Below are 15,843 nucleotides of genomic sequence, written 5' to 3' on the forward strand. Positions count from 1 at the left end.
TAAAATCTAAAATCTAAAATCTAAAATCTAAAATCTAAAATCTAAAATCTAAAATCTAAAATCTAAAATCTAAAATCTAAAATCTAAAATCTAAAATCTAAAATCTAAAATCTAAAATCTATGTACAAAACTACGTAGTTAACTACATATATGCAACAAAAAAACTGCTGAAGACAGCAGTTTTAAGTGTTTTTTATGATTTCAAACGATTTCTTCGATAAGAAATTTATTCTTTTACTAAGACAATAACAGCTTTGTAGCCCGTACCAACATTCCATTCGCTTGACGAAATAACTTGGCCTTTGTCGTCATAAACTTTGAATTCGGCAGTATTAGGAGAAGCAAAACCTTCGTTTAAGGCTTCGATGTCAATTTTATTGATTCCTTTTACTAAGTTGATTTTTACGCTTTTAAAGTCGCCGTTTAATAAAACTTCAGGCTCAATTACTTTATCGTTTAAATATACTTTTACTTTATCGCCGTCTACAAAAGCAGCATCGCGATACATAACTGTAGAAGTCGTGGCTGTGGTATTGATATTTCCTAAAAACTGATTTCTTCTATAGAAAATGCCTTCAACATTGGCCTCTGGTTTATAGAGATTTGTGTCTTTAAATAATTCGTCTGGATTAACCTGAAGCGGTGCAGGTTTTTCTATAGGCGCAGGCGGATTTTCCTTTGGAGCTTCTTCTTTTGGCGGAATAGTTTCTTTTACTGCTGGCTCTTTGGTCGGAATTTTTTTGAATTTATTATCCAATTCCTGAGCAAAACTGTGCAGTGAAAAAGAAGTAAAGGCAAGTATCAAAAATATTTTTTTCATGTTTTCTTTTAAATTAATCTTGAGGGTATTGTTATAAAGATTAGATGCATCATAATCTTTTATATATAAACATTTTATAAAACTAATTATTGTCTTGTACAGCATTATTTTTCTAAAAAATTAACCAGTTTTTTATAAAGTAAAGAATCCGAAGGATTCAAATATTTATAGATTTTATATCGCATCTTAAGTATGACCCCGTCGGGGTCACATATCTGCGACGGGAATTCTATGCTATAAATATTTGAATCCTTCGGATTCTTTGATGAAAATAACTTGGTTATAAAGATGTTTTAAAATAGAGATAAATATTTTTAAAATACTGAAAATCAATATTATATATTTGTGTTTCAACCTAAATAATAGAGTTATGACCAAGTAATTTTCTAAAAATGGAATTGGTGTAAATAGCACGCTGAAATAACGGATAAAGAAAATTCTAAAGTTTTTATAAAGAAAGAATCCGAAGGATTCAAATATTTATAGCATATAATTCCCGCCGCAGCTATGCGACCCCGAAGGGGTCGTACTCAAGATGGGGCATAAAATCTATAAATATTTGAATCCTCCGGATTCTCTTGATGAAAATAACTTCGAAACAAATCTATTTTTTTATAAATAAATATTTTTAAAATACTGATAATCAATATTGTATATTTGTATTTGAACCAAAACAAATAAAATATGACCAAATTGATTTTAGCCTTTCTGTTTTTGGCAATTGGCGTTTTTGGGCAAGAAAATAAAACAGATTTAGGCATTAGAAAACAGATTGAAGAATATAACACTTCTTTTGCTACCGCTTTTACACAAGAAAATAAAAACGCCTTACTAAAAGCTTATACAGAGCAATCCATTTTGATGCCCGAGCACAGCAGACAGCGAACGGGTAAAAAGGAAATCGAAGCATTTTACGAGCAATGGCTCTCTCAAGCCGAAATTGCTTCGTACGAGAAAACGATTCTGGAAGTACAGGATTTTGGAAATTACGTTCTCGAAATTGGAAATTTTACCGAAAATCTGATCGTAAAAACTTTGGAACCCTTTTCTTATTCTGGAAAATATGCTGTTTTATGGAAAAAGCCTTCGAAAAATAAACCGCTTACTATTGCCGCAGAAATTTGGGGTTCAACAAGTTATTTCGACGATAAAAACATTCCTGAAATAGACGATGCTGCAATTTCGGCAACTAAAGAATATATGTCTTCAGATAAGTTGACTTTAGAGGTAAAAAAAAGAAATAATACGATTAAAAAACTGGTTCAAAATAGGCAAGGAGCAGAGCATGCAAAATTGTTTATGCCAGACGCGATGTATTTAACCTATTATACTCCAATTCTTTCGGGCCAAAAAGAAATCACCGCTTATTTTACCGAACATGAAAAACCGGGGACATTGCAAATCGAACAAATTTCGATTCAAGCTTCCGGAGTTATCAATGCCAATAAAGCCATTATCGAATTTGGTTTTTACAGCGTCGATTGGCGCGATGGAGACAGCCACGGAAATGTAAAAGGAAAGAGTATAAATGTTTGGAAAAGAGATAAAACAGGTAAATTAATGCTCTTTCGTCAGATCGTAAATCATGATTGATAATTATAATAAGGATATCACAAACTAAGATATTAGTGTGAGGGAAGATATGTCTACTAAATACTATATTTGTATAGTAATTCTATAGGATTTATATATATGGTATTAAAAGGCATATTGAAAGCGGTTTTCTTTTTGTTTGTAATTATTATAGCTGATAATGCAAATGCACAGGAAAATGGCAGTTTATCGCAGCAGTTTCAAATGAATATAGAAATACGTCCGAGAGCAGAATACACTTCCAATTATATACTTCCGCCAAACGATTCGATTGATCCTTATTTTTATATTACGCAGCGAAACAGAATTTCAATGTTATATGCGCGTGAAAAATGGCTTATAAAATCTGATGTACAAGAAATTCATTTGTGGGACGAAGCAAACTCCAGTTCTAAAGTCGGAAGTGTCAATTTTTACCAGTTATTTTTAGAAACGAAATTCAAATCTGTCAACTTTCGTTTAGGAAGACAAAACGTTTTATTGGATAATGGCAGATTATTTTCGGATGCGCCCTGGGCCCAGCAGGGAAGGGCGCACGAAGGAATTCGAATTATAAAATATGGTAAACATTTTGCCAACGATTTATTTTTTCTTTTTACCAGAAAATACAATACCAGTTTTGAAAGTGCCTATTCTCCAGTTGCTTCCAATAAATACAAATACATGCTGGTGTATAATTTTAGTTATAATTCGAAAGAAAATTTTGCCTTTAACTCTATAAATACCGTTGATTTCTTAGAAAAGACAAATTCAGAAACACTGTATACTCGCGCAACGACTGGAGGAAGAATTGAATTTAGAAAGAGACAATGGTACTATACTTTAAATAGTTATTTTCAATTTGGTCAAAATCAAAAAGGACAGCATTTGTTTGCCTATTATTTCCAACCAGAAATAAAATGGTCTTTGCAAAAATCTACTTTGCGTTTAGGAGCAGAAATCATTAGCGGAAGCAGCTCCAACTTAAATGCACAACACTCAGATGACTTTGATGTTTTGTATGGAGTTACTTGGAAATTTAATGGTAATATGAATGTTTTTACCCGATTTCCTGCTGATGTTGGTGGTAAAGGTCTTGTAAATCCGTACTTTTTTTATTCATTTCAGATAAATTCAAAATTATCACTTCGTTCCGATTTTCATCTTTTTTATACGCAATATCCTTTAAAAAACAATTTAAATCAGGAAATGTCACGATTTTTAGGATTTGAAAATGATATTTCAATGAAATATGCTCCTATTAAAGAGCTGGAAATTAATGCAGCATTTTCATTTTACAAAGCGACAGATTCTATGATAAATCTTCCAAAGATACAAGACGTAAATAAATTGTCTTACTGGAGCTATTTAATGGTTTCTTATTCTTTTAATGCAATCAATTTTAAAAGAAATAAGAAATTATAACCTTTAAAAACTTTCCAATTTACATTTAAAAAAGATAATCATATCTTTGCGCCAGATTTTGGTCTGCTTTTTCAATTCATAAAAAGCAGTTAAAAGGGAATCAGGTGTAAATCCTGAACAGACCCGCTACTGTAAGTTCTATATAAGTCTTTAAATAGTACTAATGCCATTGTTCGCCGCGGCGAATGAGAAGGCCGTTTAAAGATGGAATAAGTCAGGAGACCTGCCACGATCACATAGTTTAAAACTTTCGTGGTATGAAGTTGATGACAAGATAATAACCTGCTATCTAGGATAGTAGGCCTGTTTCTATGTTTTTGTAATTACTGCATCACGTAAAGTTTATTTAATAAAATCGTGATGTGTAATTTGAAGAAAACTTTACTTTTTATTTTTTTACTAATTGTTCCTTTTTTGCTTCATTCTCAAGCGTTGACTGATAGTTCGCGGGTTTTAAAAGAAGTTATTTTAAAGGGAAAACCGTATCAGGAAGTCATTCCGGTGCAAAGTCTTTCGGGCGTTCTGCTCGAGAATCTGTCAGCTCATAATGTTGCCGATGCACTTCGCTATTTTGCAGGAACTCAAATTAAAGATTACGGCGGAGTCGGCGGACTCAAAACGGTTGATGTCCGTAATATGGGGACGCATCATGTCGGCGTTTTTTATGACGGAATTCAGCTAGGAAATGCGCAAAACGGCGTAACCGATCTAGGAAAATATTCGCTTGACGACATGGAATCGCTGACGATGTACAACGGTCAGAAAAGTGAAATTTTTCAGTCTGCCAAAGATTTCGCGTCAGCTTCAACGATTTATTTACGCACCAAACGACCTTCTTTTTCCAATAATAAGAAAACCAATCTGCTGGTTCGCTACAAAACCATGTCGATCGATTATCATGATCCTTCTTTCAGATGGGAACAAAAACTGAGCGATAAAGTGAGTATGAGCGTCAGTTCAGAATACATCAAATCAAACGGTCAGTATAAATTTCGATACAAAAGAAAAAATCAAGACGGCAGCGTTGCTTACGACACCACAGCAACACGCTGGAACAGCGATATTGAAGCTTTCCGGTTTGAATCGGGTGTTTTTGGCAAAATAAATAAAGGCGTTTGGGATGCCAAAGTATATTATTATGATTCAGAAAGAGGCGCTCCAGGCGCTATTGTCGAAAATAAGTTTCGTGATGGTTTTCGCCAATTCGACAAGAATTTCTTTTCTCAGGCTTCTTTAATAAAAGACGTTTCAGAAAAGTACAAATTACAGCTAAAAGGAAAATTTGCTTACGATTATACCCATTACATTGCTAGAGATACGACCAATGTTTTAGGAGAAACGGTAACTGAAGGCGCGCAGTCCGACGATAGTTATTATCAGCAGGAAGCCTATTTTTCGGCTGTGAACATGTACAGCATTTTGCCTACTTGGGACGTTTCGCTTTCAACCGATTTTCAATACAATAAATTAAACGCGACGAGAAGAGGAATCCAAACGCAATTTTCTTTTCCTCAGCGTTATACCGCATTGGTTTCTCTTGCGACTTCTTATCGATATGAAGGTTTTAAAGTTTTAGGAAATGTTCTCGCAACCCGCGTGATTGAAGAGGTGAAGTACAATGCTAAAGCTCCCAATAAAACCGAATTTACTCCCGCGTTATTTCTCGGTTATACGCCTTTCAAAAAATACGATTTCAATCTGAGAGCTTTCGCCAAACGAATTTTCAGAATGCCAACTTTCAACGATTTGTATTACACCATGATAGGTTCAAGTACTTTGAGACCAGAATATATGAATCAGTACGATGTTGGTTTTACTTATAATTTTCCTGTAAAGGAAAGCTTTTTCGATAAATTTTCTCTTCAGGCAGATGCGTATTATACCAATACAAAAGACAAAATTGTGGCTGCGCCGACAGGAAATTTATTTCGCTGGATGATGACGAATATTGGTCAGGTAAAAGGAAAAGGAATTGAAACGGTTTTGAATATGGCTACTCATATTGACAAAGTAAACCTAACCGCAAACTTGACGTATACGTATTCTCAAAGTCAAGATTTTACCAAGATTGTCGGTTTAGAAATGTCGTCTTACGGAGACCAAATTCCGTACACGCCTTGGCACAGCGGATCTGGAATTCTAAATGCTGGTTACGAATCTTGGAACTTTAATTACAGCTTTATTTATGTTGGAAAACGTTACAACGGAAATGTCAATAATATTAAAGTGAATGAAGTACAGCCTTGGTACACGCACGATTTGGCGGTTCAGAAATCTTTCGCATTCAAAAATTACAAATTAAACGGAGCGATTGAAGTCAACAACGCTTTTGATCAGCAATACGAAGTGATTTACAATTATCCGATGCCGGGAAGAACATTCAAATTTATAATCAGTTTTGAGTTATGAAAAGGACGATTTTAAAAATAGTATTTGGTTTAAGCATAGCCATTTCTTTGGTTTCCTGCCGCGAAGACGAAACGATATTTCTTTCTTCAGATGTTAGCGTTGCGGCGCCGAGAAGTGACGGAAAGATTGAAGGATTTTATTTGCTTAACGAAGGAAATATGGGAATGAACCGAGCGAGTCTGGACGTTTTTAATTATAGAACGGGAAACTATACAACTGATGTTTATTCCGAACGAAATCCTTCTGTTGTCAAGGAATTGGGAGATGTTGGAAACGATATTAAAATCTACGGAAATAAAGTGTATGCGGTCATTAACTGTTCGAATAAAGTAGAAGTTTTAGAAAAATGGACAGCAAAACGCATTAAAAAAATAGATATTCCGAACTGCCGTTATGTGGCTTTCTACAAAGACAAAGCGTATGTGAGTTCGTATTCGGGGCCGGTTGCCATAAACCCGAATGCTGAAATCGGTTTTGTTGCAGAAATTGACACGACTTCATTAGAAATAAAAAGAAAAGTAACCGTTGGCTATCAGCCAGAGCAAATGGTAATTCATAACGGAAAATTGTATGTTGCCAATTCTGGCGGTTACCGAGTTCCGAATTACGATAGAACAGTTTCGGTAATTGATTTGGAAACTTTTACAGAAATTAAAAAAATCGATGTTGGCATTAATTTGTACAGCATGCAGATTGACAGTCGCGGCGATATTTATGTGAGTTCACGAGGCGATTACTACAACACGCCATCGAACCTTTTTGTGATTGATACGCAGACAGATGAAAAGAAAATACAGCTCGATATTCCAGTTTCTGGAACATGTCTTGTTGATGATTTATTGTATTTCTACAGTGTTTCTTGGAGTTATCTGACGGGTTCCAATAAAGTGAGTTACGGAATTTTGGATACCAAAACCAAAAAAGTAATTACAAACCAGATTATTACCGACGGGACAGACAAAAAAATCATGATTCCATACGGACTTCAAGTGAATCCAGAAACCAAGGAAATTTATATTACCGATGCTCAAAATTACGTCGTAACCGGTTATATCTATTGTTTTACGCCCGATGGAAAACTAAAATGGAAAACAACCGCTGGGAATATTCCAGCTCATATTGCTTTTATAACTAAAAATTAAAAATTAAAAATTAAAAATTAAAAATGTTGAATAAAGACCTTTTTAAAATCGCGATGTTTTTAATCCTCTTTTTAGGATTGGCAGGATGTGATAAAGACAATGATAACGAAGAAAATTTACTTCCTGTCGAAGTGCTGAAAGAATCGTATACAATTGACCGTTTTAAAGTGCTGAATATTGCGACGGCTCTTCCAAGCACGGCAAAACTGACTTGGAGTGTAAAAGATTCGATTATTTCAGATAATGTAGAATTGGATTTTATTAGTCCGTATCAAAAAAATTATCCGCTGACTTTAAAAGTAGAAGTTAACGGAGAAACTAAAGTCTACAATTCGTCCATTAATGTGGTAAAAGAAACAGGAACGTATAGTAAATATATTTCTAATGTATTTGATTTTCGTCCTGCTGTCGGGCAGTTTACCAACGGAATTCCAGAATACACCGCAGGAAATACCGAAGCCAATATGATTAGCGCCGCTAAAAAAGCGATTGCAGGTTCAAATACGACTATGATTTCGCTTGGCGGTTTTGGCGGTTATGTGGTATTTGGTTTTGATCATACCATTCCGAATATGGAAGGTCGTGATTTTAAAATTTTAGGAAATGCTTTTTGGGGAAATGAAGCCAACGAAGCGCGTTCAGGATCTTGCGAAGCAGGAATTATTATGGTCGCGTACGACAAAAACAAAAACGGAAAACCAGACGAAGACGAATGGTACGAAATCGCAGGAAGTGAATATTTTAAAAACACAACTATAAAAAACTACGAAATCACGTATTTCAAGCCTGATGCGAGCAAATCGCCAGTTGCTGGAACTGAATTTTGGCAGGTTGATAACGAATACATCAAATGGCAGGATAATGCTGGAAAATCAGGGTTTAAAGTCCAAAATGTATTTCACGACCAGAATTATTATCCACTTTGGATTGCCAATTCTTCTTATACTTTAAAAGGAACTAGAATAGCTGATAATTTCTACGACCAAAGTGGAGAAGGCTCGTACTGGGTCGGCAAATCGTTTGAATTTGGTTACGCCGATAATGCTCCAAATAATGATGAAGCTTCGAATATTGATATTTCGTGGGCGGTTGATAAAAACGGAAAATATGTGAAACTTCCAGGAATCGACTTTGTAAAAGTCTACACTGCAATTAATCAAGAAGCGGGCTGGTTGGGCGAAGTTTCTACGGAGGTTTCTGGAGCTTATGATTTGCATCTTAAATAATTTTTTAAAACACATAGAAACATAGATTTTGAAACTTAATAAAAGGCGTTTCACTTTGCTTGAAAACACATAGTTGTTGTGCCAAAGCTACATGAGACTACTTTGTCAAAGTTTCAAACTTTGACAAAGTTGGATTAAAGCACTGCTACTATGTGTTAGAAACTGGTTTCTTTCAATTTCCTTTTCGAACTAAGAAAAATCTATGTCCCTATGTGTTAAAAAAAAAACAACAGATTAACACAACAATTTAAAAACAATAAATTATGAAGAAAAACTACTTTATAGTAATTATGCTATTTTTTGCGTTTCTAACCAATGCGCAGACAACAGTACAAGGCGTTCCTAGAAACGATCTGAAATTAAAATCGGTAACGCAAAAACAATTAAAAGCACAAACAGCCAACGCAACCACTTTTGATGATATCCAATATTGGGTTGGAACAGGCGCAAATCAAGCGGCATTTGTGGTGCAATGGAATGACAATAAAACTTCGGATGCTTTAGTTTGGGGATTTAAATGGGATGGAACAGCAACAGGCGAAGATATGATTAAAGCCATTGCAAAGGCAGATCCTCGTTTTTTTACGCTGCTTTATCAAGGTACTCAATTCGGATCTGCGATTGGAGGTTTTGGATTCGATTTGGACGGAGCAGGCACAAACGGACTCTATAAAGGCATTGATAAAACCTTTCCTTTTTATCCTTTTGATGGTATAATTAATACGTCTGCTTACGATTTTGATTCTTATACGGTTATCGATACCAATGATCACTGGCAGTCAGGATGGACCACTGGATATTGGTCGTATTGGGTTAAAGATCCAACTGATAGCGATTTTGGCTATTCTGGTTTAGGAGCTTCTTCTCGCGAATTGCAAAACGGTTCTTGGGATGTTTGGAATTTTAATCCAGGTATGCAGCCAGCTGATCTTGCCACAACTTTTACTCCAGTTGCTACTTATTCTAAAACGATAGATTTTACTAAAGGCTATTTTATGGTAAATGAAGATTGGTTCGGGCACGTGAATGGATCTGTAAATTTTATTGATGCTAACGGAAACGTTCATTACAGAGTATATAGTGAAGCTAATGACAATCATACTTTTGGTGCGACTACACCATACGGAACTATTTATGGAGATAAATTTTATTTTGTTTCTAAGCAAGAAAAAGATGGCGGAGATACGCAGTACATTCCAGGTGGAAGATTGGTTGTTGCCGATGCAAAAACGATGAAAAAAATCGCTTCATTTGAAACTATTGGAGGAGGAGACGGACGTTCTTTTGTGGGTATAGACGAAAAAACGGGTTATATAGGTGCTTCAAATGGTGTTTATCTTTTTGATATTGAAAACATGAAAGTAGGAAGTCTGATACCAACAACAGGCGGAGGAAGCCAATATGCGGGACAAATTGGAAATATGATTCGTACTTCTCAATATGTTTTTGCTGTAAAACAAAGTGCCGGAATTTTGGTTATTGATCCTAAAACAAATACGGTTATAAAAACCATTTCTGGCGCGTTTCATTCGGTTACACAGGCCAAAGACGGTAGTGTTTGGGGAATTCAAGAACAAAAATTGATCAATATTAATCCACTGACTTTTGACACAACAGTTTATGCTATTCCAACAACTAAATATTTAGGTTCTTGGGGCGCTTGGAATGCGGGAAGTTTTACTTACAGCAATACAGAAAATGCTTTGTATTGGAATAATAACGTAAGCAGTTTTGTGGCAGGCACAAAGATTATACGATTTGATATTGCAACAAAAACATTCGACGAAAATTTTGCTACACTTCCGGGACAAACAGGAACTTACAAGCAAATTTTGTATGGTGCAGGATTAAGAATTGATCCAGTTTCGGGGAATTTAATTGTAAACACAACAGAAAGCGGATTTAGTTTTCATTATCAGAAAAACTGGATTCATACTTATGATACCACGGGGAAATTAATCGACACAAAAGTCTTAAACGATTATTACTGGTTTCCAGCAATGGCGGTGTTTCCAGATAATGCCGCGCCAGTTGTCAATTCAATTTTGCCTTCGCAAGTTTCAACAGGAAGTCCGACCATTATTGATTTAAAAACAGTGGTTTCAGATGAAGACAATTTATCGGCAGCGATCGTAAAAACAATAAAATCAAATAGTGATGCGAATATTGTTTCAGCAGAAATTAATGCGAACGAAGAATTAATTCTAACGCCAAAAAATGGTGGAACTGCAACCGTTGTAATTAGTTTTAATTCGAATGGAAAGATAGTCGAGAAATCTATTTCGGTTGATACTTCTGTTTTAGGCAGAGATGAATTCACGAAAGTGCAATTATCAATTTATCCAAATCCAGTATCAGATTATCTGAATATCAGCACAGAAGACGAAATTAAAAATGTTGTGATCTATAATGTCACAGGAAGAACGATTAATACACAATTAAATAACAGCCAAATCGACGTAAGTAATTTTGCGAAAGGTTTTTATATCATCAATATTGTGACGGATAAAGCGACTTATACTCAGAAGTTTATTAAGAATTAGAAAATTAGAAAATTAGAAAATTAGAAAATTAGAAAATTTTTAAACTAAACCTCTTTGCTTCTGTAGTAAAGAGGTTTTTTTTGCTTTTACTTATCCAATAATATTTAGAATAAAAGATAATCTGCAAGATCTGCAAAATCTGCGGGAGAAAAATTACTCTCGCAGATCTAGCAGATTTTGGAGATCATAACTATCAGCAACTTATATTAAAAATTATTTCAAACAAAGCCTTATATTTACTATTAATAAATCCTTTATTATGAAAGCATTGGTAATTGGAGCAACAGGTGCAACGGGAAAAGAACTGGTTAATTTACTTTTAGAAAGTAATGATTACGAAGCAGTTTCCATCTTTGTAAGACGTTCAACAGGAAAATCACATCCAAAACTCACAGAGCATATTGTTGATTTTTCAGATATAAATTCGTTTCAAAATTTAATCACAGGAGATGTACTTTTTTCATGTCTCGGAACGACTTTAAAAGATGCAGGCTCAAAAGAAAAACAATGGAAAATCGATTTTGATATTCCAGCCGAATTTGCTGCTGCTGCCAAACAAAACAACGTGCATTCTTTGGTTTTGGTTTCTTCTTATGGTGCTGCCGCGAAAAGCAGTGTGTTTTATTCGATGATGAAAGGAAAGCTAGAAGATCATCTTCAAGAGCTCCATTTCCCTCAATATATTGTTTTTAGACCAGGTCCGCTTATCCGCGAAAATTCAGATCGCTGGGGCGAAAAGATTTCTATAAATATCATTAAAGCACTAAATACAATCGGACTGTTTAAGAATCTTAAACCTATAACTACTAAATTTTTAGCCGAAAAATTAGTAAAAGCGCCAAAAGTACTTTCAGATGGAAATACAACGCTAGAACTTAAGAGGATTTTGGAGCTTTAGTCGTTTAGTCCTTAGTGCTAGTTTTTAATATTTAGTCAGTCTACATAGTCAAAAGACTAGGGACTTAGGACTAAAAAACTAGGGACTAAAAAAAAACATAAAAACGCGGTCAAGCAGGAGTTTTAGACTAATTTTGCCTTATCTTTATGCACTTTACCGCCTTAAAAATGAATAAGAATTACCCCATTCCAGAAAACGAACTTCAACGTTTAGCTGCCCTTAAACGTTATAATATACTCGATACACTTCCTGATGATGCTTTTGATGATGCTACAAGACTAGTTTCGTACATCTGTGGTGTGCCAATTGCCCATATTTCTTTTATTGATGAAGATAGGCAGTGGTTTAAATCTGAGATTGGAATAGGGGTTTCTGAGGTTCCTCGAGAAATCACTTTCTGTAATTATACTATTTTAGACACCAAAATCGTAGAGATAAACGACACGCATTTAAACGATCGTTTTAAAGATGATCCCAATGTTACCGGAGGTTTTAATGTGCGATTTTATGCGGGAGTACCGCTTACAACTCCAGACGGTTATAATATTGGAACCTTATGTGCGATTGATCATGTGGTGAAAGAACTGAATGACAATCAGCGAAATGCGCTTTCTATCATTGCCAAACACGTTATCGCGCAATTGGAATTAGGCACAAAAAACAATCAGCTCTATGTTCAGAGAAAAATTGCAGAACGTGCTGTTTTGGCAAGAGACAGTTTTTTGGCCAATATGAGCCACGAAATCAGAACGCCTTTAAATGCAATTACTGGTTTTACAGATTTGCTTGCTCAGACTGAACTCAATGAAACCCAGCGTGATTATATTGAAAGTGTGCAGATTGCAGGCGAAAATTTGCTTCTAATCGTGAATGATATTTTAGATCTTTCCAAAATTGAATCGGGAAATTTATCCATCGAATCGGAAAGTTTTAATTTAAAGAAAACACTTAAACACGTTTACAATTTATTGAAAGTAAAAGCACAGAAAGATGTAGAATTTAATCTGTTTTTGGATGCCGAAATGCCTGATATGGTAATTGGCGATCAAGGAAGATTGAATCAGATATTGGTAAACCTTATTGGCAATTCGCTAAAATTTACAAGTGAAGGCGAAGTAACCGTTTCTGTAAAGAAAATTGATGAAACGGAAGAAGATTATTCGCTTAAATTCTCCGTAAAAGATACTGGAATCGGAATTCCGAAAGACAAACTCGAAACGATTTTTGAACGTTTTACGCAAGGCGAAGAAAGTACAACCCGAAAATTTGGCGGTACAGGACTCGGTCTTAATATTGTAAAACAGCTGGTGGAGCTTCAAAAAGGAGAAGTTCATGTTAAAAGTACCGTAAACCGCGGTTCTGAGTTTTACTTTATTCTTTCGTATAAAAAAACAGATTCTGAGGAGACAGTTGTAAAAACAGTTTCTAAAAATGATTTAGGGAACCTTAAAATTTTGCTTTGCGAAGACAATGTTTTAAACCAAAAGCTTGCAAAAAGCGTAATTAATAATTTTGGGTTTGATTTGGATATTGCACAAAACGGAGAAGAAGGCATCGAACTTTTATCAAAAAACAAATATGATCTGGTTTTAATGGACTTGCAAATGCCTATTAAAGACGGTTATCAAACCACAGAATATATTAGAAATGAGATGAATTCCAATATTCCGATTATTGCGATGACGGCGCATTCTCTAGTGGGAGAGCAAGAGCGTTGCTACAAAGTTGGAATGAATGCTTATGTGCCAAAACCATTTAAACAAGCAATTCTCTTAAAAGCAATAAAAACGGTAATGACGCCGGGCAGCGATGCGCAACAGAAAAGAATTTTGGATATGTCATTTTTGGACGAAATGGCTTGCGGAGATCCTGAATTTAAAAAAGATATGATCGATCTTTTTGTTGAAAAAATTCCGAATCAGTCGGCGCAGTTAGCAGAAGCTTTTAAAAATACCGATTATGAGAATGTCAAAAAACTGGCGCATAATATGAAATCTAGTATGGATATTTTTATGCTAAATGATTTGAGTGATTGTCTTACCATTATTGAAGAAGAAGCCTTAAAAGGAAAATTTACAGCCGAAACATTAGATAAAATGAATATTTTCAGCTGTGGAATTGATGAAGTCGTTAAAATTTTAAAAGAGCTATGATATAAGGGAAATAAGCAATAGCTTTACAATATATGACGTTATAATTTTAAATGTCCCCAGATAAAAAAATAAAAAATGAGAATTATTGTAGCCGAAGATAATGATATCCTACGCAAATCATTATCTTTTTTCTTAGAGTCGAAAGGATTTAATGTTGACCAGTTTTCTGACGGAAAAGAAGCTCTTGAAGCAATCGAAAAAGAAAACTATGATTTAATATTAACCGACATAAACATGCCAGGTGTAAGCGGAATGGAAATTACGCAACATGTCAGAGAGAATCTTAAATCTGATATTCCTGTCATTATCTTGACTTCTTCGGGCGTTGAGCAGACCGAGCTTGATTCTTTTGACATTGGTGCAAACGAATTCATAGCCAAGCCTGTGAGTCCGGCCGTACTTTTAGTAAGAATCAATAAACTGCTAAAAACCCGAATCTGATGAAGTTTATCTATTATTCTATTTTTCTGCTATTTGTTTCTTCCGTTGCTATTGGACAAGAAATCAATATTGACGAAACTTTGGCAAACGTAAAACGCGAGGTTGAAAAAGAAAATTACGATAAAGCCTTGTCGCTTATCGAACCTCTGCGCGCCAAATATCCAGAAAATGAAGATATACAAACGTATGCCGGACGCATTTACAGTTGGAAAAAAGACTATAAAACGGCTATAAAAATACTGTCGCCAATGGCAGACCGAAATAATCCGAATCCAGAAGCTTTACAGGCACTTGTAAACATTTATTTTTGGACAGAAGATTACGAAAAATGTATTTCATATTGCGACAAATATCTTGCTATTGATCCAAAATCGGTTGATGTTTTAAGGATTAAAGCGACTTGTCTGGAAAAACTAAATCGAGATAAGGAAGCCTTAGATTTAATAGAAAAATCAGCTTATATCGATAATAGCACACAGGCTTTCAGAGGAATCCGTACGCTTATCGGGCGTAAAGCAAAAAATGCAGTTTCAGCTTCTTACCTCAATATTTCGACCTCAGATCCTGGACAATCTCCGTTTCATTATGGTTATGTGGAGTATTCGCATAAATTCAGCAAATCAGCAATTGTCGGAAGGGCAAATATTGGAAATGTCAGCAATGAAACCCAAATGTTATTTGAAACCGATTTTTATCAGACCTTTTCAAACAAAAGCTATCTGTATGTCAATGCAGGAGTTTCAACAGGAGAAACCATATTTCCTGTAGCCAAAGCAGGTTTAGAATACTATTTTGCTCCGCAGAAAAAGTTCGATTTTTCGCTAGGAGGAAGATTTATGCATTTTGAAACTGACGATATAACACTGCTTACCGGTCAAGTTGCGTACAACGCCGGCATTTATAGTTTTGCCTACAGACCGTATTACGATATTTCAAACGAATTGTTTTCTCATGTTTTAAGCGTTCAGCGTGTAAACGAAGAAAAAGAACGCCTTATCAGATTGGAATTGCAATACGGAAATGTTCCGTATCTGTATCTCTACAATAGCTTTACACAGCCTTTAAAAGCATATCGAGCAGGAATTCAATACCAGCATTGTTTTGGCGATTCCTTTTTTGTGCGCCCAATTTTTCTTTATGAATACGAAGAATATATACCTGGGGAATACAGAAATAGATTTAATGTACAGTTTATTGTAACGAAACGTTTTTAA

At 35.1% G+C, this 15,843-nt stretch carries 11 protein-coding genes and 1 riboswitch; of the genes, 10 read left to right on the forward strand and 1 reads right to left on the reverse strand.

All coding sequences use genetic code 11. The annotated features are described in order from the left end of the window. Nucleotides 1–226 precede the first annotated feature (226 nt). Nucleotides 227–820 (reverse strand): hypothetical protein, encoded by a 594-nt coding sequence (locus AC3E9W_RS22615; RefSeq protein ID WP_456893390.1) that lies wholly within the window; start codon nt 818–820, stop codon nt 227–229. A gap of 684 nt (nt 821–1,504) precedes the next feature. Here AC3E9W_RS22615 and AC3E9W_RS22620 point away from each other — a divergent pair. The 10 genes from AC3E9W_RS22620 (at nt 1,505) to AC3E9W_RS22665 (ending at nt 15,843) form a co-directional block, all read left to right on the forward strand. Further along, nucleotides 1,505–2,413 carry a DUF4440 domain-containing protein gene (locus tag AC3E9W_RS22620; protein ID WP_488770159.1) on the forward strand — a complete coding sequence of 303 codons (909 nt, stop codon included), beginning with the start codon at nt 1,505–1,507 and terminating at the stop codon, nt 2,411–2,413. Nucleotides 2,414–2,512: 99 nt separating this feature from the next. Continuing rightward, nucleotides 2,513–3,817, forward strand: coding sequence for an alginate export family protein (locus AC3E9W_RS22625; RefSeq protein WP_488770160.1), 1,305 nt, complete (start codon nt 2,513–2,515; stop codon nt 3,815–3,817). Nucleotides 3,818–3,859: 42 nt separating this feature from the next. Then, nucleotides 3,860–4,062: riboswitch (cobalamin riboswitch) on the forward strand. A 115-nt stretch (nt 4,063–4,177) separates the two neighbouring features. Beyond that, on the forward strand, nt 4,178–6,226 hold the full coding sequence (locus tag AC3E9W_RS22630) for a TonB-dependent receptor (RefSeq protein WP_488770161.1): 2,049 nt from the start codon (nt 4,178–4,180) through the stop codon (nt 6,224–6,226). Continuing rightward, on the forward strand, nt 6,223–7,368 hold the full coding sequence (locus AC3E9W_RS22635; RefSeq protein WP_488770162.1) for a YncE family protein: 1,146 nt from the start codon (nt 6,223–6,225) through the stop codon (nt 7,366–7,368). The genes AC3E9W_RS22630 and AC3E9W_RS22635 overlap by 4 nt, the downstream gene beginning before the upstream one ends. Nucleotides 7,369–7,391: 23 nt before the next feature. Then, nucleotides 7,392–8,594, forward strand: a complete 1,203-nt coding sequence (locus AC3E9W_RS22640; RefSeq protein ID WP_488770163.1) for a cell surface protein — start codon at nt 7,392–7,394, stop codon at nt 8,592–8,594. Between the two features lie 263 nt (nt 8,595–8,857). Beyond that, nucleotides 8,858–11,137: a DUF5074 domain-containing protein gene (locus AC3E9W_RS22645; RefSeq protein WP_488770164.1), complete on the forward strand. Its 2,280-nt coding sequence runs from the start codon at nt 8,858–8,860 to the stop codon at nt 11,135–11,137. 259 nt (nt 11,138–11,396) lie between these two features. After that, entirely contained in the window at nt 11,397–12,035 is a 639-nt protein-coding gene (locus AC3E9W_RS22650) for an NAD(P)H-binding protein (RefSeq protein WP_488770165.1), read from the forward strand. 167 nt (nt 12,036–12,202) lie between these two features. After that, nucleotides 12,203–14,188: a GAF domain-containing hybrid sensor histidine kinase/response regulator gene (locus AC3E9W_RS22655; RefSeq protein ID WP_488770166.1), complete on the forward strand. Its 1,986-nt coding sequence runs from the start codon at nt 12,203–12,205 to the stop codon at nt 14,186–14,188. Nucleotides 14,189–14,263: 75 nt separating this feature from the next. Next, the gene (locus tag AC3E9W_RS22660; RefSeq protein WP_111369569.1) at nt 14,264–14,629 is read left to right on the forward strand and encodes a response regulator transcription factor; all 366 of its coding nucleotides are present in this window, start codon (nt 14,264–14,266) and stop codon (nt 14,627–14,629) included. Continuing rightward, on the forward strand, nt 14,629–15,843 hold the full coding sequence (locus AC3E9W_RS22665; RefSeq protein WP_488770167.1) for a tetratricopeptide repeat protein: 1,215 nt from the start codon (nt 14,629–14,631) through the stop codon (nt 15,841–15,843). Before AC3E9W_RS22660 ends, AC3E9W_RS22665 begins: the two co-directional genes overlap by 1 nt.

This window comes from Flavobacterium sp. 38 (genome assembly GCF_057799715.1).

What these genes read in the sequence shown, in the direction of transcription:
- AC3E9W_RS22615 (WP_456893390.1), bottom strand. Translation starts at nt 820, where the DNA reads ATGAAAAAAATATTTTTGATACTTGCCTTTACTTCTTTTTCACTGCAC.
- AC3E9W_RS22620 (WP_488770159.1), top strand. Translation starts at nt 1,505, where the DNA reads ATGACCAAATTGATTTTAGCCTTTCTGTTTTTGGCAATTGGCGTTTTT.
- AC3E9W_RS22625 (WP_488770160.1), top strand. Translation starts at nt 2,513, where the DNA reads ATGGTATTAAAAGGCATATTGAAAGCGGTTTTCTTTTTGTTTGTAATT.
- AC3E9W_RS22630 (WP_488770161.1), top strand. Translation starts at nt 4,178, where the DNA reads ATGTGTAATTTGAAGAAAACTTTACTTTTTATTTTTTTACTAATTGTT.
- AC3E9W_RS22635 (WP_488770162.1), top strand. Translation starts at nt 6,223, where the DNA reads ATGAAAAGGACGATTTTAAAAATAGTATTTGGTTTAAGCATAGCCATT.
- AC3E9W_RS22640 (WP_488770163.1), top strand. Translation starts at nt 7,392, where the DNA reads ATGTTGAATAAAGACCTTTTTAAAATCGCGATGTTTTTAATCCTCTTT.
- AC3E9W_RS22645 (WP_488770164.1), top strand. Translation starts at nt 8,858, where the DNA reads ATGAAGAAAAACTACTTTATAGTAATTATGCTATTTTTTGCGTTTCTA.
- AC3E9W_RS22650 (WP_488770165.1), top strand. Translation starts at nt 11,397, where the DNA reads ATGAAAGCATTGGTAATTGGAGCAACAGGTGCAACGGGAAAAGAACTG.
- AC3E9W_RS22655 (WP_488770166.1), top strand. Translation starts at nt 12,203, where the DNA reads ATGAATAAGAATTACCCCATTCCAGAAAACGAACTTCAACGTTTAGCT.
- AC3E9W_RS22660 (WP_111369569.1), top strand. Translation starts at nt 14,264, where the DNA reads ATGAGAATTATTGTAGCCGAAGATAATGATATCCTACGCAAATCATTA.
- AC3E9W_RS22665 (WP_488770167.1), top strand. Translation starts at nt 14,629, where the DNA reads ATGAAGTTTATCTATTATTCTATTTTTCTGCTATTTGTTTCTTCCGTT.